General features: G+C 69.9%; 22 protein-coding genes. 11 read left to right on the top strand and 11 right to left on the bottom strand.

The window, feature by feature from the left end; translation table 11 throughout:
* The first annotated feature begins 49 nt into the window (after positions 1 to 49).
* A complete protein-coding gene (locus OG707_RS19755; RefSeq protein ID WP_329120103.1) occupies positions 50 to 532 on the top strand; it encodes an NUDIX hydrolase in 483 nt (160 codons plus the stop codon).
* Positions 533 to 536: 4 nt separating this feature from the next.
* Here the strand turns inward: OG707_RS19755 and OG707_RS19750 are convergent, their stop codons facing one another.
* Together OG707_RS19750 and OG707_RS19745 are read right to left on the bottom strand one after the other, a co-directional pair.
* Positions 537 to 1,766 carry a globin domain-containing protein gene (locus OG707_RS19750; RefSeq protein ID WP_329120101.1) on the bottom strand — a complete coding sequence of 410 codons (1,230 nt, stop codon included), beginning with the start codon at positions 1,764 to 1,766 and terminating at the stop codon, positions 537 to 539.
* 114 nt (positions 1,767 to 1,880) lie between these two features.
* On the bottom strand, positions 1,881 to 2,516 hold the full coding sequence (locus OG707_RS19745) for an HAD family hydrolase (protein ID WP_329120098.1): 636 nt from the start codon (positions 2,514 to 2,516) through the stop codon (positions 1,881 to 1,883).
* A 77-nt stretch (positions 2,517 to 2,593) separates the two neighbouring features.
* On the opposite strand from OG707_RS19745, the gene OG707_RS19740 reads away from it, so the two are divergent.
* Both OG707_RS19740 and OG707_RS19735 read left to right on the top strand, forming a co-directional pair.
* The gene (locus tag OG707_RS19740) at positions 2,594 to 3,115 is read left to right on the top strand and encodes a DUF2269 domain-containing protein (RefSeq protein WP_329120096.1); all 522 of its coding nucleotides are present in this window, start codon (positions 2,594 to 2,596) and stop codon (positions 3,113 to 3,115) included.
* A 5-nt stretch (positions 3,116 to 3,120) separates the two neighbouring features.
* Complete coding sequence (locus OG707_RS19735) at positions 3,121 to 3,975, top strand: GNAT family N-acetyltransferase (RefSeq protein WP_329120094.1); 855 nt, start codon at positions 3,121 to 3,123, stop codon at positions 3,973 to 3,975.
* 13 nt (positions 3,976 to 3,988) lie between these two features.
* Here OG707_RS19735 and OG707_RS19730 read toward each other — a convergent pair whose 3' ends face one another.
* Complete coding sequence (locus OG707_RS19730) at positions 3,989 to 5,206, bottom strand: MFS transporter (protein ID WP_329120092.1); 1,218 nt, start codon at positions 5,204 to 5,206, stop codon at positions 3,989 to 3,991.
* Between the two features lie 150 nt (positions 5,207 to 5,356).
* On the opposite strand from OG707_RS19730, the gene OG707_RS19725 reads away from it, so the two are divergent.
* From OG707_RS19725 to OG707_RS19715, 3 genes are read left to right on the top strand one after another with little or no spacing between them, the layout of a single operon-like run.
* Positions 5,357 to 5,824 carry a MarR family winged helix-turn-helix transcriptional regulator gene (locus OG707_RS19725; protein WP_329120090.1) on the top strand — a complete coding sequence of 156 codons (468 nt, stop codon included), beginning with the start codon at positions 5,357 to 5,359 and terminating at the stop codon, positions 5,822 to 5,824.
* Positions 5,825 to 5,834: 10 nt separating this feature from the next.
* The gene (locus tag OG707_RS19720; RefSeq protein ID WP_329120088.1) at positions 5,835 to 6,287 is read left to right on the top strand and encodes a GNAT family N-acetyltransferase; all 453 of its coding nucleotides are present in this window, start codon (positions 5,835 to 5,837) and stop codon (positions 6,285 to 6,287) included.
* Positions 6,288 to 6,307: 20 nt separating this feature from the next.
* Positions 6,308 to 7,474 (top strand): winged helix DNA-binding domain-containing protein, encoded by a 1,167-nt coding sequence (locus OG707_RS19715; RefSeq protein ID WP_329120086.1) that lies wholly within the window; start codon positions 6,308 to 6,310, stop codon positions 7,472 to 7,474.
* Here OG707_RS19715 and OG707_RS19710 read toward each other — a convergent pair.
* Together OG707_RS19710 and OG707_RS19705 are read right to left on the bottom strand one after the other, a co-directional pair.
* Positions 7,463 to 8,851 carry a serine hydrolase domain-containing protein gene (locus OG707_RS19710; protein ID WP_329120084.1) on the bottom strand — a complete coding sequence of 463 codons (1,389 nt, stop codon included), beginning with the start codon at positions 8,849 to 8,851 and terminating at the stop codon, positions 7,463 to 7,465. The two genes, OG707_RS19715 and OG707_RS19710, sit on opposite strands and share 12 nt — an antisense overlap.
* A 39-nt stretch (positions 8,852 to 8,890) precedes the next feature.
* A complete protein-coding gene (locus OG707_RS19705) occupies positions 8,891 to 9,505 on the bottom strand; it encodes a TetR/AcrR family transcriptional regulator (RefSeq protein WP_329120081.1) in 615 nt (204 codons plus the stop codon).
* Between the two features lie 55 nt (positions 9,506 to 9,560).
* Between OG707_RS19705 and OG707_RS19700 the strand changes: the two genes are divergently transcribed.
* The gene (locus tag OG707_RS19700) at positions 9,561 to 10,241 is read left to right on the top strand and encodes an SGNH/GDSL hydrolase family protein (protein WP_329120079.1); all 681 of its coding nucleotides are present in this window, start codon (positions 9,561 to 9,563) and stop codon (positions 10,239 to 10,241) included.
* On the opposite strand, the gene dnaB is transcribed toward OG707_RS19700, so the two are convergent.
* A complete protein-coding gene (gene dnaB, locus OG707_RS19695) occupies positions 10,238 to 11,719 on the bottom strand; it encodes a replicative DNA helicase (RefSeq protein WP_329120077.1) in 1,482 nt (493 codons plus the stop codon). The two genes, OG707_RS19700 and dnaB, sit on opposite strands and share 4 nt — an antisense overlap.
* 424 nt (positions 11,720 to 12,143) lie before the next feature.
* Between dnaB and OG707_RS19690 the strand changes: the two genes are divergently transcribed.
* Entirely contained in the window at positions 12,144 to 13,481 is a 1,338-nt protein-coding gene (locus OG707_RS19690) for an MATE family efflux transporter (RefSeq protein WP_329120075.1), read from the top strand.
* Between the two features lie 105 nt (positions 13,482 to 13,586).
* Here the strand turns inward: OG707_RS19690 and rplI are convergent, their stop codons facing one another.
* The 4 genes from rplI to rpsF form a co-directional block, all read right to left on the bottom strand.
* Positions 13,587 to 14,033 (bottom strand): 50S ribosomal protein L9, encoded by a 447-nt coding sequence (gene rplI / locus OG707_RS19685; protein WP_329120072.1) that lies wholly within the window; start codon positions 14,031 to 14,033, stop codon positions 13,587 to 13,589.
* A gap of 18 nt (positions 14,034 to 14,051) precedes the next feature.
* Positions 14,052 to 14,288 carry a 30S ribosomal protein S18 gene (gene rpsR / locus OG707_RS19680; protein WP_003956534.1) on the bottom strand — a complete coding sequence of 79 codons (237 nt, stop codon included), beginning with the start codon at positions 14,286 to 14,288 and terminating at the stop codon, positions 14,052 to 14,054.
* Between the two features lie 41 nt (positions 14,289 to 14,329).
* The gene (locus tag OG707_RS19675; protein WP_329120070.1) at positions 14,330 to 14,944 is read right to left on the bottom strand and encodes a single-stranded DNA-binding protein; all 615 of its coding nucleotides are present in this window, start codon (positions 14,942 to 14,944) and stop codon (positions 14,330 to 14,332) included.
* Between the two features lie 74 nt (positions 14,945 to 15,018).
* Positions 15,019 to 15,309 (bottom strand): 30S ribosomal protein S6, encoded by a 291-nt coding sequence (rpsF, locus tag OG707_RS19670; protein WP_159689873.1) that lies wholly within the window; start codon positions 15,307 to 15,309, stop codon positions 15,019 to 15,021.
* 266 nt (positions 15,310 to 15,575) lie between these two features.
* On the opposite strand from rpsF, the gene OG707_RS19665 reads away from it, so the two are divergent.
* The 3 genes from OG707_RS19665 to OG707_RS19655 all read left to right on the top strand — a co-directional run bounded on the left by OG707_RS19665 (position 15,576) and on the right by OG707_RS19655 (position 18,208).
* Positions 15,576 to 15,893 (top strand): hypothetical protein, encoded by a 318-nt coding sequence (locus OG707_RS19665; protein WP_329120068.1) that lies wholly within the window; start codon positions 15,576 to 15,578, stop codon positions 15,891 to 15,893.
* A gap of 99 nt (positions 15,894 to 15,992) precedes the next feature.
* Positions 15,993 to 17,111: a lipid II:glycine glycyltransferase FemX gene (locus OG707_RS19660; protein WP_329120066.1), complete on the top strand. Its 1,119-nt coding sequence runs from the start codon at positions 15,993 to 15,995 to the stop codon at positions 17,109 to 17,111.
* A 65-nt stretch (positions 17,112 to 17,176) separates the two neighbouring features.
* Entirely contained in the window at positions 17,177 to 18,208 is a 1,032-nt protein-coding gene (locus OG707_RS19655; RefSeq protein ID WP_329120064.1) for an alanine racemase, read from the top strand.
* Between the two features lie 87 nt (positions 18,209 to 18,295).
* On the opposite strand, the gene OG707_RS19650 is transcribed toward OG707_RS19655, so the two are convergent.
* Positions 18,296 to 19,816, bottom strand: coding sequence for a glycosyltransferase family 87 protein (locus OG707_RS19650; protein ID WP_443071490.1), 1,521 nt, complete (start codon positions 19,814 to 19,816; stop codon positions 18,296 to 18,298).
* Positions 19,817 to 19,834 lie beyond the last annotated feature (18 nt).

Below are 19,834 nucleotides of genomic sequence, written 5' to 3'. Positions count from 1 at the left end.
ACCGGGCCCGGGGAGTTTCGGAAGGGGCCGCGCGGGCCACTCTCTTGCCATGACCGAACGCCCTGTGGTCAAGCGCACCGCGCGCGCCGTCCTGCTCGACGGCGCCGACCTCATCCTCATCAAGCGGACCAAGCCCGGAGTCGACCCGTACTGGCTGACGCCCGGCGGCGGGGTCGAGCCCGAGGACGCCACCGTCGTCGAAGCCCTGCACCGCGAGGTGGACGAGGAGCTCGGCGCGAAGATCACCGATGTGGTGCCCTGCTTCGTCGACACCGTCGAGCACATCCCCGAGGGCGGGGGCCCGACGGGCGTGAAGGTGCAGCACTTCTTCGTCTGCCGCCTGGAGTCGATGGACCCCTCGCGCCGGCACGGGCCCGAGATCGACGAGCCGTGCGGGGAGTACGAGATCGTACGGGTGCCCTTCAGCCGGGTCGGGATCGCCGCCGTCCATCTCGTACCGCTGTCGCTGCGGCACTACCTGGACGGGAACATCGAGGGCGTACGGGCGATGCACGCGCCGGACCTGGGGTGACCTTCTAGTCGCCTGTCGCGACCAATTCCTCCACGGCGTCGTGCCGTATCCGCTCGGAGGGGACGCCGACGTTCTTCAGCGCGTCGAGACTGCTGCGGATCATGCCGGGCGGTCCTGACAGGAACGCGTCGTAGGAGGTCCACGGCCCGTACTCCCGCACGATGTCCGGCAGTTGGGTGCCGCTGTCCACCACCGTGCGCACCTTCAGCCAGGCGTGCGCCTGCTGGAGCCTGCGCATGGTGTCGATGTCGTAGAGGTCGTGGTCACTGCGCGCTCCGTAGAACACCTCGACCGGGCGGCGCTCGCCGTGCTCCGCGACGTCCTCGACGAGCGCCTTGATGGGTGCGATACCGGTGCCGCCGCCCAGGCAGAGCATCCCGTCGTCGGTGGTGTGGTCGACGGTCATCGAGCCGGCGGGCGGGCCGAGCCGTATGACGTCGCCGGGGCGGGCGCGGTGGACCAGGGCGCCCGAGACCCAGCCGGCCGGGACCGCCTTGATGTGGAAGGAGAGCAGCCCGTCGCCGCGGGGCGCGGAGGCGAAGGAGTAGTGCCGCCAGATCCGCGGCCACCAGGGGGTCTCCAGGGTGGTGTACTGGCCGGCCAGAAAGGGGTACGGCTGGTCGGGCCGTACGGTGACGACCGCTATGTCGGGCGTCCGCAGATCGTGCGACACGACCTCGGCCAACCACCAGGGCGGGGCGGTGAGTTCACTCTCGGCGGCCGCGTCGATCATCACCTGGGACATCGTCGTGTACGCACGGACCCAGGCGCCCTGGGTCTCGGCGTCCCAGGATCTCTCCGCGTACCGGCTCAGCGCCCCGATCAGGGCCTCGCCGACGGCCGGGTACTGCTCGGGCCTGGTGCCGTACTTCCGGTGCCCGCGGCCCAGGTTCCGCAGATACGCGACCAGGATGTCGGAGTCGTCGAGGTGCTCTGCCGCGGTCAGCAGGGCCTTCAGTAATCGGTCGCGCTGGGAGTCCATGGCCGCCGGGAAGAGCGCCCTGATCTCCGGGTGAGCGAGGAACAGCAGCGCGTAGAAGTACGAGGTGACCTTGTCCGCGACGGGCGCGACCTCCGCCAGCGTGCGGCGGATGAGCAGGGCGTCCCGCGAGGCGCCGAGCGGGTCCGGCTCGGGGCCGGGATCCGGCTCTGCAGGGGCGGGATCGGGCCGGGGCACGGGGTCCGGCCCCGTGAACCAGCCGCCATCGGCCGACGTGGTGGTCGGAGCGTCCATACCCGTGCCTCGCCTCAGAACCTCGGCCGCCGTTCCCGTCGTCGGAGGGTCTCAGGCATCCGGACCTCTTCGGACAAAGAGCCGGAAGTCCGGGTGGTGACGGTCGCTTTGCGGTTAGGCTCCAGTGCCCTGTGTCAGCGCGTAGGCCTCACGCAGATCACCGCCCGCATAGGTGTACGTGGCCAGTCCCGCAACATGGTGGTCGGCGTTGACCGCCACCGACACCGGTACGGCGCCGAAGAGTTCCACGTCCGACATCGAGTCCCCGTACGCGACACAGTCGTCCCGGCCGACTCCGAACTCCGTACAGAGCCGGTCCGCCACCAGCACCTTCGCGGCCGGGCTGAGGATGCCCGCCAGATCGATGGGACGGGTGAACGGCACGTCGGGGAAGCGGGAGCCGTGCGCGGCGTGGGCGCCCCAGCCGAGGAGCCGCTCCACGAAGAACGACGGGGAGAGCGAGATGACGGCGCAGTAGTCGCCGCGCTCGCGTATCTCCCGCCACACCTCCTGGATTCCGGCGAGCCATGGCGCCGTCTCGAAGGCGGCGGCCACGTGCGCCACGGTGAGGTCGGTCCAGAGCGCATGCGCCCGCAGCGCGTAGTCCGTGGGAGCTATGAGGCCGGTGACGAGCTCGCGTTCCAGCACCCCGATCTCCTCGAGGAGCCCCAGCTGCCGGGATATCTCCACCGGGGCCGCCGATCCCCGTATCAGCGTGCCGTCCAGGTCGAAGAGGTGAAGTCGCGCCATGTACGCCGACGCTAGTACAGAGGCTTACTCCCTGGGGAAGACTCCCCCGCCCCCTCGCCCCAGACACGATGTTTCACGTGAAACCGCTGACCCGACCCGCCCGCCGGGCCCTCCTCGTCGCCCATGTCGCCGTCTCCGTGAGCTGGTTGGGCCTCACGGTCGGGCTGCTCGCGCTGGGCATCACCGCCTGGACCTCGGGCAGCCCCGACATCACGCGCGCCACGTACCGCTCGATGAAGGTCTTCGGCGACTGGCTGGTCGTCCCGGTCGCCGTGCTGACCCTCGGCACCGGGGTGGTGCTCTCCCTCCGTACGCCCTGGGGTCTGGCCCGGTACCACTGGGTCCGGACGAAGTTCTGGCTCACCCTCGTCACGCTCGCCGCCTCGGCCTTCGCGCTCCGGCCCGGCATCAACGACGCCGCGGCGAGCGGCCTCCCCGACAGCAGCCTGGTCGCCGCGCCGGTCGTCGCGTCCACCGCGTACTTCTTCATGACGGCCCTCTCCGTGCTCAAACCCTGGGGGCTGACGAAGCGCGGCCGAATCCACCGCTCGGCCTCACGGAAAGCGGTGGACGCCGTACCGCCGCATCCGTCAGCCTGATCCCCATGCCCTCACCGCTCGCCGAGCTCCCCATTCGCCGGCTCACCCCCGGCGACCTCATCTCCTGCGCCGACCTCTCCGAAGACCGCGGCTGGCCGCGCGAGGAGTACAAGTGGGGGCTGCTGCTCGCGGCAGGCACCGGGTACGGCATCGACGACCCGTCGGGCAAGGGCCTGGCCACCGCCTGTGTGGTCACGTCGTACGGTCCCGAACTGGCCGCCATCGGCATGGTGTTGGTGGCCGAGCGCCATGCCCGCCAGGGGATCGGGCGCCGGCTGATGAAGCATGTGCTCGCCGAGTTCTCCGGCACTCCCCTCACCCTCCACGCCACCCCGTACGGCCGCCCGCTCTACGAGGAGCTCGGCTTCGGGACGACGGGCCGGGCCGAGATGGTCCGGGGCCACTTCCGCCCGTCGGGCCCGGCGCCCACCGTCGCCACCCGCCCGGCCACGGCGGACGATCTGCCCGCGATCCTGCGCCTGGACGCCGAGGTGTTCGGCGCCGACCGCACCCATGTCCTCGCGCGCCTCCCGGCCTTCGCCGACCAGCTCCGCGTCGCCCAGGACGCGAACGGCATCACCGGCTACGCGGCGGCCTGGCCCAATATGGACACCCACGTCATCGGCCCGCTGATCGCCCGCGACACGGAGACCGCGAAGGCGCTGGTCTCCTCCCTGGCGGAGGGCACCGACCGCCCGTTCCGTACGGATGTCGACGTACGCCACGAGGAGCTCCTCAACTGGCTGAAGGAGAACGGCCTGGAGCCGGTCTCCTTCAACGCGGTGATGACCTACGGAATCCCCGCCCTGCCAGGCGACTGGACCCGCCGCTTCACGCCTCTGACGGTCGCGGCCGGCTGACGGCGTCCGCGCCTCAGCGCTCGGCGGGCACGGCGGCCCGCTCCGTCCCGACCGCCGGCGCACCGGCGACGATCCGGCTCCGGGACCCGCTCCGCCGCTCCAGGCCGCTGGAGACGACCGCCAGTACCAGGGCCGAGCCCGCGAGGACCGCCCCGACCCAGTTGGGCGCGGTGTAGCCGAGCCCGGCCGCGATGACGATCCCGCCGAGCCAGGCGGAGAGCGCGTTGCCCAGGTTGAAGGCGCCGATGTTCACGGCGGAGGCCAGGGTCGGCGCACCGGCGGCCTGGTCGAGTACGCGCTTCTGCAGCGGCGGTACGGTCGCGAACCCGAGTCCGCCGATCAGGAAGATCGTGACGGCCGCCGCGATCTGGTGGTGCGCGGTGACCGTGAAGAGGGCGAGCACCAGGGCGAGGCCGCCCAGGGAGACGTACAGCAGCGGCATCAGCGCCCGGTCGGCGAACTTCCCGCCGATGAGGTTGCCCGCGACCATGCCGAGTCCGAAGAGGACGAGCAGCCAGGTGACGGAGGACTCCGAGAAGCCGGCGACCGAGGTCATCATCGGCGAGATGTACGTGATCGCGGCGAAGACCCCGCCGAAGCCCAGCACCGTCATCGCCATGGCGAGCAGCACCTGCACATTGCGGAAGGCGGCGATCTCGTGGCGCAGCCGTACGCCTTCGGTCCTGGGCTGCTCGGGGACGAGCTTGGCGACGCCGAAGAGGCCGAGGACCCCGAGGAAGGCGACGATCAGGAACGTCAGGCGCCAGCCGATGTCCTGCCCGATGAGCGTGCCCAGCGGTACGCCGATGACATTGGCCAGGGTCAGTCCGGTGAACATCGTGGCGATCGCCCCGGCCTTCTTCTCGGGGGCGACGAGATCGGCCGCGACCACCGAGCCGATGCCGAAGAAGGCACCGTGGGCCAGGGAGGCGACGATCCGCCCGGCGAGCATGACGCCGAAGACGGGCGCGAGCGCCGAGACGACATTGCCGACGATGAAGAGCCCCATCAGCAGCATCAGCATCCTCTTGCGTGCGATGCGGGTGCCGAGGGCGGTCATCAGCGGGGCACCGGCGACGACCCCGAGGGCGTAACCGGTGACGAGGAAGCCGGCCGTGGGGATCGAGACCTGGAAGGTGTCCGCGATCTGCGGCATCAGGCCCATGATCACGAACTCGGTGGTTCCGATACCGAACGCCCCGATGGCGAGGGCGAGGAGCGCGAGGGGCATGGGGTTTCACCTTCCCGGAAAGATTGCACGAGCGCCTTACATGCAGAGACAATACTTGCAGACGCCGATTAATTGCAAACGCTGGCTATTGCGCCCGTGCCCTATCCTGGATCCCAGCCGCTCCGGCACGGAGGAGGAGAAGAGGACCTCATGACAGCCACCGACCCCGCACTCACCGCCCTCTCCCAGGGCTGGTGCGCCCTCTCCCTGCTGCACGGCCGCATCGACGCCCACATCGAGAAGGCCCTCCAGTCCGGACACGGGCTGAGCGTGCGCGAGTACTCCCTCCTCGACGTCCTGAGCCGGCAGCACAGCGGCCCCGGCGGTCACCTGCAGATGAAGCAGGTCGCCGACGCCGTCGTCCTCAGCCAGAGCGCCACGACCCGCCTGGTCACGCGCCTGGAGGACCGCCACCTGCTGACCCGCTACCTGTGCGACACCGACCGCCGGGGCATCTACACCGACGTCACCGAGGCCGGCCTCGCCCTGCTCGACCGGGCCCGCCCCACCAATGACAGGGCGCTGCGCGAGGCCCTCGACGAGGCCGCGACGAACCCGGAGCTGGCACCGCTGGTGCGCGCGGTCGAAGACCTGAAGGCCCCGGTCCCGGCCGTATAACCTCCAGATCATGAGCGATCTGGAGATACGCCCCGCCGCCCCCGACGACCTCCCGGCGATCGTGGCGATGCTCGCCGACGACCCGCTGGGCGCCCAGCGGGAGTCCCCCGACGACCTCGACCCGTACGAGACGGCCTTCGCGCGCCTCGCCGCGGACCCGAACCAGCACGTGGTCGTCGCCGTACGCGACACCAAGGTCGTCGGCACCCTCCAGCTGACCGTGATCCCCGGCCTCTCGCGCCGCGGCTCCACCCGCTCGGTCATCGAGGGCGTACGCATCCACGCCGACGAACGCGGCAGCGGCCTCGGCACCCAGCTCATCGAGTGGGCCGTCGCCGAATCCCGGCTCCAGGGCTGCCAGTTGGTCCAGCTGACCTCCGACGCCACCCGCACCGATGCCCACCGCTTCTACGAGCGGCTCGGCTTCACCGCCTCCCACCTGGGGTTCAAGCTCCAACTCTGACGCGACCGAAGGACGTTGACGTGCACCGGATCAGCGACGAACAGCGCCGTGCCCGCCTCGGCCGCCGCCACCTCCTGGCCCCCTCCACCCGGGCCGCCACCGCGGTCGAGGCCGCCGACGCGGTCGTCGCCCTGCACGCCACCGACGCGGCGACCGTCTTCCTCTCCGCCTGCGCGCGCCTGACCGACGCGAGCGTCGCGGCCGTCGAGCAGGCGCTGTACGAGGACGTCACGCTGGTCCGGGCGCTCTCGCTGCGCAACACCCTCTTCGTCGTCTCCCGCGAACTCGCCCCCGCCGTCGACGCGTCCACCGCCCGCGCCATCGCCGCCAAGGAGCGCAAGACCCTCCTCAAGCACTTCGCGGAGGACCCGGGCGGCCTCGACGCCGACTGGCTGGCCGCCGCGGAGGACGCCACGCTGGCCGAGCTCTCCTCCCGTACGCACGCGACCGGAAGTGAACTCTCCGCCGCCGTCCCCGCACTCCGTACGAAGATCACGGTCTTCCCCGGCAAGAAGTGGGAGACCGAACAGGGCGTCGCCTCCCGCGTCCTGCGCGTCCTGGCCGCTGAGGGCCGCATCCGCCGCGACCGGCCGCGCGGCTCGTGGACCTCCAGCCAGTTCCGCTGGACGGCGAGCGAGCCGTGGCCGGTGACGCCCGCCGCCGAGGCGAGGGCGGAGCTCGCCCAGAGCTATCTGCGGAGCTACGGTCCCGCCACCGAGGCCGACCTCAAGTGGTGGACGGGCTGGACGCTCACGGACGTACGGAAGGCCCTCGCGGCCACCGGCGCCGAAGAGGTCCAACTCGACGACGGCAGCCGGGGGGTCGTGGCCCCCGGCGACACCGCCCCCGACCCCGCGCCGGAGCCCTGGGCCGCGCTGCTGCCCGGCCTGGACCCCAGCGCGATGGGCTGGGCGGACCGTTCCTTCCATCTCGCCGCGGACCACCGCCCCGCCCTCTTCGACCGCTCGGGCAACATCGGCCCGACCGTGTGGTGGAACGGCGAGATCGTCGGCGGCTGGGCCCAGCGCGCGGACGGCGAGATCGTCTGGAGGCTGCTCAAGGACCCCGGCAAGGCGGCCGCCCGGGCGGTCGAAGCCGAGGCGGCGCGCCTGTCGGGGTGGGTGGGCGAGGCCCGGATCACGCCCCGGTTCCGTACGCCGCTGGAGCGCGAACTCTCAGCGGGGTAGGCCGCGCCAGCCGGCCTGGTCCACGCCGCCGCCGGGGACCGCGCCCCCGGCCTCGTACGGCTCGCGTACGTAGACGAACGAGCCCAGATCCAGATGGCTCACCGAGCCGTCCTCGCGCCGCACGGCCCGCAGCGTCTCCCCCAGGTAGTAACCGTCGAGCCCGGTCCACGTCCCGTCCGCCTCCGCCCGGAAGCGCGAGCTCCGCCCGGTGCCGCGCAGCGGTCCGAGCTCGACCCCGCCGTCCGCCGCCACGCGCAGCGCGTAGGAGTGAGTCCCCCAGTACCAGGGGCCGGCCAGCTCCAGGAGCTTCGGGTCGATCTCCGGCAGCGGCCGCCACGGCTCCGGAATCCTCGGCTCCGCGTCAGCGGTGATCCGCAGCAGATCCGCCGCCACCGCGCCGACCGCCGCCCCCGACGTCGCATTGGCCAGCGCCACGGCCGCCACCCCGTCGTCCACGCTCACCCAGAGCGTGGCGACGAACCCCGGCAGCGACCCTGTGTGCCCCGCCAGCGAGCGCCCGTCGCGCCGCGACAGCTGCACCCCGAGCCCGTAGCCGCCGTCCCACTCCCCGTCGCCGGGGGGCGCCGCGGGCGTCCGCATCTCCCGTACGGAATCGGCGCTCAGCACCTGCTCGTCGCCCGCGGCCAGAAATGCACCAAAGCGGCACAAGTCGCCCGCTGTGGACCACAGTTGTCCCGCAGGCGCCATCAGCCCCAGGTCCTCGGTGGGCTCCGGCAGCATCACATCGGCCCAGGGGTGCACGGCCCAGCCGCCCGCGGCCGGCGCCTCGGGCTGTGCGCTCGTACGCTCCATGCCCAGCGGCAGACAGACCTCCCGCCGCACCACATCGGCCCACGGCTCGCCGCGCACCGCCTCGATCAGGGAACCCAGCAGCGTGTAACCGGGGTTGGAGTAGTGGTGGAGCCGTCCCACCGGGTGCATTCCCGGCCGCTCGCCCAGCACATCGGCGAGCTCCGGGCGGTCCGTGCCCGGCGTCCGCTCCCACCACTCGCCCGGGGTCTCCGCCGGCATCCCGGCCGTGTGGGCGAGCAGCTGAGCGATCGTCACGTCCCCGACACCCGTGCCCGGCAGATGCTTCTCCAGCTGATCCCCGAGGTCGAGGAGCCCCTCGTCGCGCAGCCGCATCACCACAACCGCCGTGAAGGTCTTGGTGATCGACCCGATCCGATACTGCGTGTCCGCATCCGGATCGTGCCCCTCCACACAGCTGCGGGCCCCGGACCACACCATCTGCCCGTCCCTCATCACCGCCCCGACCAGCGAAGGGGCGCGCCCCTCGGTCTGTCCGACGGCGATGCGGTGCAGCAGGGCCCGCCGGGTGGAGGGAAGGAGTTCGGGAATCGCGGAAGAAGTCATGGTCGAGAGGTACCCCAACAGCCCTCAGCCGTCGACCGATTAAGCCGGGCCCCCGGCGAGGAACGCTTCGACCACCCGACGCACCCTGTCCGTGGCACCGCTGTCGCCGGTGCGCAGGGCGATGTTCGCCGCGGAGAGCACCGCGTCGATCTGGAAGGCCGCGAGGTCGACGTCGAGCTCGGCGATCTCGCCCGTACGGACAGCCTCGCGCAGCTCGCCCGCGATGGCCGCGAGCCAGTCGCGGTGGTGACCGAAGAGCACGTCACGGACCTCCCCCGGCCGGCTGTCGAAGTCGGCGAGATTGGCCACCCAGAAGCAACCGCCGGGGAAGAGGGGTGTCTCGGCGTACGCGATCCAGCGCTCGGTCAGCGCGCGCAGTCCTGCGGCGCCGCGCGGGGCGGCGGCCGCGGGGCGCACGACAGCCTCCAGAAATGCCTCGCGAGCGGCTCCGGCGGCGGCGATCTGCAGCTTCTCCTTCGTACCGAAGAGGGTCTGCACCCCGCTCTTGCTGAGCCCGAGATCGGTGGCGAGGCGGCCGATGCTGAGCCCGGCCAGTCCCTCGGCGGAGGCCACGTCGGCGGCGTGACGGGCGATCGTCTGCCTGGTCTGCGCACCGCGCAGCAGGCGCCGGTCGGTTGTCCCCAGCTCGGTCATGTCCCCATCCTGCCATGCCTTGCCATAGAAGTACGACCGGTCGTACGTTTTGTTTATGACAGCAACAGCGCCCTCCCTCACCGAAGAGACCGACCCCTACTGCCTGTCGCCCGCGAGCGCCGCCGAGCTTCTCCACGACGCCCCCTGGCACCGGTTCGCCGTCCTCGGCGACAGCCTCTCGGCAGGCACCGGCGACCCGAGCCCCGGCTACGCGAACCTGGGCTGGCCCGACCGCCTCGCGGACATCCTGCGCCGCATCCATCCCGGCCTGGCCTACCTCAACACCGCCGAGGTCGGAGCGACGACCGTCAGGGCGCTGAGGACACAGACCGACCGGGTAATCACGTACCGCCCCGACCTGATCCACCTGCCGAGCGGCGCGAACGACCTGTTCCGTCCCGACCCCGACTTCCCGCAGATCGAGCGGACGCTCCGGTGCGTGTACGAACTCGCCACAGGCACCGGCGCCCGCCTGACGGTCTTCACCCTGGGCAGCGCCTTCCAGCTCCCGCACTTCCCGGACTGGCAGGAGCGGGTCCGCCGGCTCAACGACCTCACTCGCCGACTGGCCGCCGAACACGGCGCCGTACTCGTCGACATGTGGGACCACCCGGTGAACTCCCGGCCCGGCCTGCTCAGCGCCGACGGCATCCACTTCGCCACGGCGGGCCAGGCGGTGATGGCCTCCGAGGTCGTCAGAGCGCTGGCCGCCTCGCTCACCGCACGGCCGGTCTAGGTCTGCGCCATGTCCACGAAGCGCGAGTAGTGGCCCTGGAAGGCGACCGTGATCGTCGCCGTCGGACCATTACGGTGCTTGCCCACGATGATGTCCGCCTCGCCCGCGCGCGGCGACTCCTTCTCGTACGCATCCTCGCGGTGGAGCAGGATCACCATGTCCGCGTCCTGCTCGATCGATCCGGATTCACGCAGGTCGGAGACCATCGGCTTCTTGTCGGTCCGCTGCTCGGGGCCACGGTTCAGCTGCGAGAGCGCGATGACCGGCACCTCGAGCTCCTTGGCGAGGAGCTTGAGGTTTCGCGACATGTCGGAGACTTCCTGCTGGCGGCTCTCGGACCGCTTGGATCCGCCCGCCTGCATCAGCTGCAGATAGTCGATGACCACGAGTTTGATGCCCGCGCGCTGCTTCAGCCGGCGGCACTTGGCGCGGATCTCCATCATCGACAGGTTCGGGGAGTCGTCGATGTAGAGCGGCGCCTGGGTGACATCTGGCATACGGCGGGCCAGCCGGGTCCAGTCCTCGTCGGTCATGGTTCCGGAACGCATGTGGTGCAGCGCGACCCGGGCCTCGGCCGAGAGCAGTCGCATCGCGATCTCGTTGCGCCCCATTTCGAGCGAGAAGATCACGCTCGGCAGGTTGTGCTGGATCGAGCAGGCACGGGCGAAGTCCAGCGCCAGCGTCGACTTACCCATGGCGGGACGGGCGGCGATGATGATCATCTGGCCCGGGTGCAGACCGTTGGTGAGCTGGTCGAGGTCGGTGAAGCCCGTGGGCACACCGGTCATCTCGCCGCTGCGCGAACCGATCGCCTCGATCTCGTCGAGCGCGCCTTCCATGATGTCGCCGAGCGGCAGATAGTCCTCGGTGGTGCGCTGCTCGGTGACCGCATAGATCGCGGCCTGGGCCGAGTTGACGATGTCGTCGACGTCGCCGTCGGCGGCGTATCCCATCTGCGTGATCTTCGTGCCGGCCTCGACGAGACGACGCAGCACCGCCCGCTCGTGGACGATCTCCGCGTAGTACACGGCGTTGGCGGCCGTCGGCACCGACTGGACGAGCGTGTGCAGGTACGGCGCCCCGCCGACCTTGGTGATCTCACCGCGCTTGACCAGCTCCGCGGCGACGGTGATCGGGTCGGCCGGCTCGCCCTTGGCGTAGAGGTCGAGGATCGCCAGGTAGACGGTCTCGTGGGCGGGACGGTAGAAGTCGTTGCCCTTGAGGACCTCCACCACGTCCGCGATGGCGTCCTTGGAGAGCAGCATGCCGCCGAGTACGGACTGCTCCGCATCGATGTCCTGCGGGGGGACCCGCTCGAAGGCGGAGGGTCCCCCGCCGTCCCAGCCACCGCCCTCGCCACCCCGGTCGTGCTGCTCGCGGCCGCCGCCGTTGCCTTCGCCGCGCTTCCTACGGGCGGGCAGACGGTCACCAGGACCGCTGTCGGCCCAGGGGTCGTCCAAGGGCTCGGAAATGCTCACCGGGCCGCCTCCTCCCGTCCGCTCCGCGGACCTCGCCGTGCCACTCTTTCTTACGGCACGGCTCTGACAAATGAGACGCCCGGCTCCGATTCCGGCGCGTCGGGCGACGGTCCACGGTAGGCCTGTCGCCGACGTCAGCCAATCTGGTTATCCACAGGCCCTGTGGGTGACGGACCCGTTGCTGTGGAGAAGTCGCCAAAACCTGTGCACGACCCGGGGGACAGCGCTGTGGACAACAATTTCCTCACACCCCGACACCTCACTTGACCTGCACTTTCGTCATCCACCGGCTGTGGGGGAGAAAAACTTTCCCGACCGGACCAAGATCGCGACAAACGGCACGCAGCCGAAGCGGAAACGAACCGCCAGGTAAGGATCGAATAGGCATTGCATCTCTTACCTGTGGAAGATTAGATTGATGCCCATGGCACAGGCCCCCGCTCCACCGAAACGCAGTCGAAGACTCCACGACCGGGAGATCGTCTCTCTCGCCGTCCCCGCCTTCGGCGCGCTCGTCGCCGAGCCGCTCTTCGTCATGGTCGACAGTGCCGTCGTCGGCCATCTCGGCACCCCGCAACTGGCCGGTCTCGGAGTCGCCGCGGCTCTGCTCACCACCGCGGTGAGCATCTTCGTCTTCCTCGCCTACGCCACCACCGCCGCCGTCGCCCGCCGGGTCGGCGCCGGAGATCTCCAGTCGGCCATCCGCCAGGGCATGGACGGCATCTGGCTGGCCCTGCTGCTCGGCGCCGCCGTCATCGCCGTCGTACTGCCCACGGCCCCCTGGCTGGTCTCCCTCTTCGGCACCTCCGACACCGCGTCCCCCTACGCGGTCACGTATCTCCGGATCTCCAGCCTCGGCATCCCCGCCATGCTGGTCGTCCTGGCCGCCACAGGCGTGCTCCGCGGCCTCCAGAACACCAGGACGCCCCTGTACGTCGCCGTGGGCGGCTTCTCCGCCAACGCGGCGCTCAACGCCGGTCTCGTGTACGGCGCCGGGCTCGGCATCGCGGGCTCCGCCTGGGGCACGGTGATCGCCCAGTTCGGCATGGTGGCCGCCTATCTGATCGTGGTCGTACGGGGAGCCCGGCGCCACGGAGCCTCACTGCGCCCCGACGCCGCCGGGATCCGGGCCTGCGCCCAGGCCGGGGTGCCCCTTCTCGTCCGTACGCTCTCGCTGCGTGCCGTCCTCATGATCGCCACAGCCGTCGCGGCCCGTATGGGCGACGCGGAGATCGCGGCCCATCAGATCGTCCTCTCCCTGTGGAGCCTGCTGTCCTTCGCGCTCGACGCCATCGCCATCGCGGGCCAGGCCATCATCGGCCGCTATCTGGGCGCCGGTGACACCAAGGGCGCCCAGGAGGCCTGCCGGCGCATGGTCCAGTGGGGAGTCGCCTCAGGAACAGTTCTCGGCATCCTGGTCGCCGTCGCCCGCCCCCTGTTCATCCCGCTGTTCACCAGCGACCCGTCGGTCCAGAACGCCCTGCTCCCCACTCTGCTGGTGGTGGCGGTCGCGCAGCCCGTCGCAGGGATCGTCTTCGTCCTCGACGGCGTACTGATGGGCGCGGGCGACGGCCCCTATCTGGCCTGGGCCATGCTCGTCACGCTGGCCGTCTTCACCCCGGCCGCGCTGCTGGTCCCCGCGCTGGGCGGCGGTCTGACCGCCCTGTGGTGGGCCATGACGCTGATGATGGTGGTCCGCCTGGCGACGCTCTGGCTTCGCGCCCGCTCGGGCCGCTGGCTCGTCACCGGCGCCACCCGCTGACGCTGATTCCCTGTTTGCCTGTTTCACGTGAAACAGGCAAACAGCGAGAGGGCCGCACCCCGTGGGGTGCGGCCCTCTCTACTGCTCTACGAGCGATTGCTGCGATCAGGCAGCAACGACCTCGACGCCGAGCTTCGCAGCGACGTCGGCGTGCAGACGCACGGAGACCTCGTGGGAGCCCAGGGTCTTGATCGGCGAACCGAGCTCGACACGGCGCTTGTCGACAACCGGGCCACCGGCGGTCTTGATCGCCGCGGCGATGTCCGCCGGGGTGACGGAGCCGAAGAGACGGCCGGCGTCGCCGGAGCGAACAGCCAGACGGACCTTCACGCTCTCGAGCTTGGCCTTGACCTCGTTGGCCTGCTCGATCGTCGCGATCTCGTGGATCTTGCGGGCGCGGCGAATCTGCGCCACGTCCTGCTCGCCACCCTTGGTCCAGCGGATCGCGAAACCACGCGGGACCAGGTAGTTGCGGGCGTAACCGTCCTTGACGTCAACGACGTCACCGGCGGAACCGAGGCCAGCGACCTCGTGGGTGAGGATGATCTTCATTTTTCGGTCACCCTTCCCTTATCGCGCGGTCGACGTGTAGGGCAGCAGCGCCATCTCACGGCTGTTCTTCACAGCCGTTGCGACGTCACGCTGGTGCTGCGTGCAGTTGCCGGTCACGCGGCGGGCACGGATCTTGCCGCGGTCGGAAATGAACTTCCGCAGCATGTTCGTGTCCTTGTAGTCCACGTAAACGGTCTTGTCCTTGCAGAAAGCGCAGACCTTCTTCTTAGGCTTGCGCACAGGCGGCTTCGCCATGGTGTTTCTCCTGTGTGATCAAGAAGTGGGAACGAACTGCCCTAGAAGGGCGGCTCGTCCGAGTAGCCGCCGCCAGAGTTGCCGGCACCGGCACCGCCGGAGCTCGAGCCCCAGCTGCCGCCGCCCTGCTGCTGGCCGCCACCGGCCGGCGCGCTGGTGGCCCACGGGTCGTCGGCGGGTGCACCGCCACCGCCCTGCTGGCCTCCGCTGGGGGCTCCGCCCCAGTTGCCGCCGCCCTGCTGGCCGCCTCCGCCGCCGTAGCCGCCACCCTGGCCGCCCTGACCACCGCGACCACTGGTCTTGGTGACCTTGGCCGTGGCGCTCTTGAGGCTGGGGCCGACTTCCTCGACGTCCAGCTCGTAGACCGTGCGCTTGACGCCCTCGCGGTCGTCGTACGACCGCTGCTTCAGCCGGCCCTGCACGATGACGCGCATGCCTCGCGTAAGCGACTCCGCGACGTTCTCCGCCGCCTGACGCCAGACCGAGCAGGTGAGGAACAGGCCTTCGCCGTCCTTCCACTCATTGGTCTGCCGGTCGAAGATGCGGGGAGTGGACGCGACACGGAACTTCGCGACCGCCGCACCGGACGGGGTGAAGCGCAGCTCGGGGTCGTCGACGAGATTGCCGACGACCGTGATGACGGTCTCGCCTGCCATGGGTGAACCTCTCGGCGGGGATTGCTTCTGGCTGCTTGTTGCTACTCGGACCCGATGACCTCTGAGCTAGAAGCTCAGTGGGTCTCGGGACGGAGGACCTTGGTCCGGAGGACCGACTCGTTCAGGTTCATCTGGCGGTCGAGCTCCTTGACGACCGCAGGCTCGGCCTGCAGGTCGATGACCGAGTAGATGCCCTCGGGCTTCTTCTTGATCTCGTAAGCGAGACGACGACGGCCCCAGGTGTCGACCTTCTCAACCTTTCCGTTGCCCTCGCGGACGACGGAGAGGAAGTTCTCGATCAGCGGGGAGACAGCGCGCTCCTCGAGATCGGGGTCGAGGATGACCATCATTTCGTAGTGACGCATGTAGAACCCACCTCCTTTGGACTCAGCGGCCACGGTCGTTCCGTGGCAGGAGGGTCGTGATGCGTATGCAACGGTATCGGCCGCCACTGACAATTCATCTCCCTGAGGAGGTGGCTTGCCGTGCAGCGAGGGCAGACACCGGTGCAGACCGTACAGAGTACCCGCACACGGGCTTCCGGTTGAAATCCGGCCGTCGGGGGAGCCACTCTGTACACATCGGGTGTGTGCGGCGCTACTCTGCGCCGCCTTATGCCAGGAGGTGCCTCATGGCACAGGCAGTACGACCCAACCCCGCCGCCTCCCTCTTCGCCACGGACGGCAAGCCCCATCCGCTGCAGGACACCCTGGTCGCGCTGACCGTGGTCCTCGGTGCGGTGGCCTTCGCCACCTCGTTCTTCCACAACCTGCATCTGCTGAGCTCCTGGGCGGGCCTGGTGGGGATCCTCACCGGTGCGTACGGGATGTTCGTCTCGGTCACGACCCGCGAGAGGTTCCTGGTGATCCTCGGCCTCGGCGCCGCCGCCGTCGGCTTCTTCATCGCCATGGCCCACGGCGGCCTCTTCGGCGGGGTGGTGGGCGGCTAGCGGCGCCCGCGGTCCCTTCACTCCCCCTGCGGCCAGACGGGGCGCAACCCCGGCGCAGTAGGCTTCGGCGCGAGACACGCCTGCCGAGGAGCGCCCCGTATGAGCCTGACCCTGAGGACCATCAGCCGAGAGCAGCATCTGGCCTACATCCAGAGTCTGCCGTCGGCGAGTCACTGCCAGGTCCCGGCATGGGCAGACGTCAAGACCGAGTGGCGCTCCGAGAGCCTGGGCTGGTTCGACAAGTCCGGTGAGCTCGTGGGCGCCGGCCTGGTGCTCTACCGGCAGCTGCCCAAGATCAAGCGCTATCTCGCGTACCTCCCCGAGGGCCCGGTCATCAACTGGTACGCCCCGAACCTGGACGACTGGCTGCAGCCGATGCTGGCGCACCTCAAGAACCAGGGCGCCTTCTCGGTGAAGATGGGCCCGCCCGTCGTCATCCGCCGCTGGAACTCGACCGCGATCAAGTCGGGCATCCAGGACCCGGACGTGAAGCGGCTGCGCGACGTCGAGGCCAGCCACATCGAGCCGCGCGCCTTCGAAGTCGCCGACCGGCTGCGGAAGATGGGCTGGCAGCAGGGCGAGGACGGCGGCGCCGGCTTCGGTGACGTACAGCCCCGCTACGTCTTCCAGGTGCCGCTCGCGGGCCGCTCCCTCGACGACGTCCTCAAGGGCTTCAACCAACTGTGGCGGCGCAACATCAAGAAGGCCGAGAAGGCCGGCGTCGAGGTCGTCCAGGGCAGCTACGAGGACCTTGCCGAGTGGCAGCGGCTGTACGAGATCACGGCCGAGCGCGATCACTTCCGCCCGCGCCCGCTCTCGTACTTCCAGCGCATGTGGACCGTCCTCAACTCCGAGGACCCCAACCGGATGCGCCTGTACTTCGCCCGCCACAACGGGGTGAACCTCTCCGCGGCGACGATGCTCGTCGTCGGCGGCCACGTCTGGTACTCCTACGGTGCCTCCGACAACATCGGCCGCGAGGTCCGGCCCTCGAACGCGATGCAGTGGCGAATGCTGCGCGACGCGTACGCGATGGGCGCCACGGTGTACGACCTGCGCGGCATCTCCGACTCGCTGGACGAGACCGACCACCTCTTCGGCCTGATCCAGTTCAAGGTGGGCACCGGCGGCGAGGCCGTCGAGTACGTCGGCGAGTGGGACTTCCCGCTGAACAAGCTGCTCCACAAGGCGCTCGACATGTACATGTCGCGTCGCTGACCTTCCCCCAAGACCGTTCATACCTCTCATACACCGCAGCCATCAGAAAGGTTCCGGGCCCGGCCATGGCGCTCTCCCTCTACGTCGACACCGCGCGCTGGCGGGCGCACCAGAAGTCGGTCACCGAGCAGTTCCCGGGCATAGTGCCGGTCTGCAAGGGCAACGGATACGGCTTCGGCCACGAACGGCTCGCCGACGAGGTGACCCGCTTCGGATCCGACATGCTCGCCGTCGGCACCACCTACGAAGCGGCCCGGATGAAGGACTGGTTCGGCGGCGACCTGCTCGTCCTGACGCCCTTCAGACGGGGCGAGGAGCCCGTTCCGCTGCCGGACCGGGTGATCCGTTCGGTCTCCTCCGTCGACGGCGTGCACGCCCTGGTGGGCGCCCGCGTCGTCATCGAGTGCATGAGCTCGATGAAGCGCCACGGCGTCGCCCAGGAGGACCTCGGCCGGCTGCAGACGGCGATCGATGACGTACGGCTGGAGGGCTTCGCCCTGCACCTGCCGCTCGACCGCACCGACGGCTCCGACGCCGTCGAGGAGGTCATCGGCTGGATGGACCGGCTGCGGTCCGCACGCCTCCCGCTGCACACCATGTTCGTCAGCCATCTGCGTGCCGAGGAACTCGCCCGGCTGCAGCAGCAGTTCCCGCAGACCCGCTTCCGTGCGCGGATCGGCACCCGGCTCTGGCTGGGCGACCACGAGGCCACGGAGTACCGGGGCGCCGTCCTGGACGTCACCCGCGTCTCCAAGGGCGACCGCTTCGGCTACCGCCAGCAGAAGGCCGCATCGGACGGCTGGCTGGTCGTCGTCGCCGGCGGCACCTCGCACGGGGTCGGCCTGGAGGCGCCGAAGGCGCTGCACGGGATGATGCCGCGCGCCAAGGGTGTGGCGCGGGCGGGTCTGGCGACCGTGAACCGCAATCTGTCGCCGTTCGTATGGGCGGGCAAGCAGCGCTGGTTCGCCGAGCCGCCGCACATGCAGGTGTCGATCCTGTTCGTGCCCTCGGACGCGCAGGAGCCGCGGGTGGGGGACGAGCTGGTGGCCCATCTGCGCCACACGACAACGCAGTTCGACCGCCTCGTCGACCGCTGAGCAGCAGCACGTAGCTGAGCGATACGCGGAAAGGGCTCCTCCGGCTGGTCCGGGGGAGCCCTTTTCCTCTGCGTACGGCTGGTACGGCTACCGTTTCCAGTGCTCCGAGCCCCACTCCACGACCTGGTCCTCGTAGTGGTGCGCGGCATGCCGCGGCGGATGCGCGGCGGCCCCCATGACGAACTCGTCCGGCGCACCGTCCAGCACACCGCCCGAGGGGTCGTCCGATCCGTCCTTGCGTACGACGTCGCGCTCCGGCATGAGGATGTCCCGCACGATCACCGCGCAGAGGTACAGCGTCCCCACCAGGTGCAGGATGATCGCCCACTGATAGCCGTCCTGCGGCAGCCCCTTCGGCTTGTCGCCGCTGCCGATGAACGCCAGGTAGAGCCAGATGCCCAGGAAGTACATCGACTCGCAGGCCTGCCAGATCAGGAAGTCCCGCCAGCGCGGCCGGGCGAGGGCGGCGAGGGGGATCAGCCACAGTACGTACTGCGGTGAATAGACCTTGTTGGTGAGGATGAACGCCGCGACGACCAGGAACGCGAGCTGGGCCAGGCGCGGACGTCGCGGCGCCATCAGGGCGAGCGCCGCCAAACCACCGCAGGCCAGCAGCATCAGCAGGATCGAGACGTCGTTGACCATGTCGGTGTCGAGGCCGCTGGGGACCCAGCGCTGCTGGATGATCAGCCAGAACGAGCCGAAGTCGACCCCGCGGTCGTGGCTGAAGGTCCAGAACTTCTTGAACCCCTCGGGGGCGAGGAACATCACCGGAAGGTCCACCACCAGCCAGGCCGCTGCGGCGCCCAGCAGCGCGGTCAGGAACTCCCGCCACTTCTTGGCCCGCCAGCACAGCAGGAGAACCGGCCCCAGGATCAGTACGGGGTAGAGCTTCGCGGCGGTCGCAAGGCCGATCAGAATCCCGAAGGCGAGGGGCCTGCTCCGCGACCACATCAGCATCGCCGCGGCCGTCAGCGCGACCGCGAACAGGTCCCAGTTGATGGTGGAGGTGAGCGCGAAGGCGGGCGCCAGGGCGAGCAGCAGAGCGTCCCAGGGGCGGCGTCGGTGCGTGCGGGCGACGCAGGCGGCGATGACCGCCGTACAGATCATCAGCATCCCCGCGTTGACCATCCAGTAGACCTGCTCGCGGTGCTGCATCGAGCCGCCGTGCGGGGTCAGCCAGGAGGCGACCTCCATGAACAGGCCGGTCAGGACGGGGTATTCGAGGTACTGCATGTCGCCGTTGAAGCTGTCGAAGTACGGGACGAGGTCGTCGGCGAAGCCGCGCCCGACATAGAGGTGCGGGATGTCGGAGTAACAGGCGTGCGTGTACTGGGAGGTGGCGCCCTGGAACCAGGCCCAGTCGTAGCAGGGCATCTTCTGCACCATGCCGAGCGCGAACATCCCGAGCGCCACGAGCACCACGACCCGCACCGGCGTCAGCCAGCCGTAGCCGGGCCCGGTCCCGAGCCGGGCGAAACGGCCGACGGGCCCGCCGATCAGCTCGCTGCCGGCCGTCGCGACCTCGTCCTGCTGCGTGGGCCGCACGACATCCTGGGGGCCGGGGGCGTCCTCGACGTCTCTCTGCACGCTCGTCATGGCCCACATCCTGCCGTACGCCGCTGT

This window comes from Streptomyces sp. NBC_01465, from assembly GCF_036227325.1.
Taxonomy (GTDB): Bacteria; Actinomycetota; Actinomycetes; order Streptomycetales; family Streptomycetaceae; genus Streptomyces.
Note: the sequence above shows the minus strand (reverse complement) of the source record. Positions and strands in the feature narration are given on the sequence as shown.

Excerpts from the sequence above, each read along its gene's own strand:
- OG707_RS19755 (WP_329120103.1), top strand. The coding sequence starts at position 50 with ATGACCGAACGCCCTGTGGTCAAGCGCACCGCGCGCGCCGTCCTGCTC.
- OG707_RS19750 (WP_329120101.1), bottom strand. The coding sequence starts at position 1,766 with ATGGACGCTCCGACCACCACGTCGGCCGATGGCGGCTGGTTCACGGGG.
- OG707_RS19745 (WP_329120098.1), bottom strand. The coding sequence starts at position 2,516 with ATGGCGCGACTTCACCTCTTCGACCTGGACGGCACGCTGATACGGGGA.
- OG707_RS19735 (WP_329120094.1), top strand. The coding sequence starts at position 3,121 with ATGCCCTCACCGCTCGCCGAGCTCCCCATTCGCCGGCTCACCCCCGGC.
- OG707_RS19730 (WP_329120092.1), bottom strand. The coding sequence starts at position 5,206 with ATGCCCCTCGCGCTCCTCGCCCTCGCCATCGGGGCGTTCGGTATCGGA.
- OG707_RS19725 (WP_329120090.1), top strand. The coding sequence starts at position 5,357 with ATGACAGCCACCGACCCCGCACTCACCGCCCTCTCCCAGGGCTGGTGC.
- OG707_RS19720 (WP_329120088.1), top strand. The coding sequence starts at position 5,835 with ATGAGCGATCTGGAGATACGCCCCGCCGCCCCCGACGACCTCCCGGCG.
- OG707_RS19710 (WP_329120084.1), bottom strand. The coding sequence starts at position 8,851 with ATGACTTCTTCCGCGATTCCCGAACTCCTTCCCTCCACCCGGCGGGCC.
- OG707_RS19705 (WP_329120081.1), bottom strand. The coding sequence starts at position 9,505 with ATGACCGAGCTGGGGACAACCGACCGGCGCCTGCTGCGCGGTGCGCAG.
- OG707_RS19700 (WP_329120079.1), top strand. The coding sequence starts at position 9,561 with ATGACAGCAACAGCGCCCTCCCTCACCGAAGAGACCGACCCCTACTGC.
- OG707_RS19690 (WP_329120075.1), top strand. The coding sequence starts at position 12,144 with ATGGCACAGGCCCCCGCTCCACCGAAACGCAGTCGAAGACTCCACGAC.
- rplI (WP_329120072.1), bottom strand. The coding sequence starts at position 14,033 with ATGAAGATCATCCTCACCCACGAGGTCGCTGGCCTCGGTTCCGCCGGT.
- rpsR (WP_003956534.1), bottom strand. The coding sequence starts at position 14,288 with ATGGCGAAGCCGCCTGTGCGCAAGCCTAAGAAGAAGGTCTGCGCTTTC.
- OG707_RS19675 (WP_329120070.1), bottom strand. The coding sequence starts at position 14,944 with ATGGCAGGCGAGACCGTCATCACGGTCGTCGGCAATCTCGTCGACGAC.
- rpsF (WP_159689873.1), bottom strand. The coding sequence starts at position 15,309 with ATGCGTCACTACGAAATGATGGTCATCCTCGACCCCGATCTCGAGGAG.
- OG707_RS19665 (WP_329120068.1), top strand. The coding sequence starts at position 15,576 with ATGGCACAGGCAGTACGACCCAACCCCGCCGCCTCCCTCTTCGCCACG.
- OG707_RS19660 (WP_329120066.1), top strand. The coding sequence starts at position 15,993 with ATGAGCCTGACCCTGAGGACCATCAGCCGAGAGCAGCATCTGGCCTAC.
- OG707_RS19655 (WP_329120064.1), top strand. The coding sequence starts at position 17,177 with ATGGCGCTCTCCCTCTACGTCGACACCGCGCGCTGGCGGGCGCACCAG.
- OG707_RS19650 (WP_443071490.1), bottom strand. The coding sequence starts at position 19,816 with ATGTGGGCCATGACGAGCGTGCAGAGAGACGTCGAGGACGCCCCCGGC.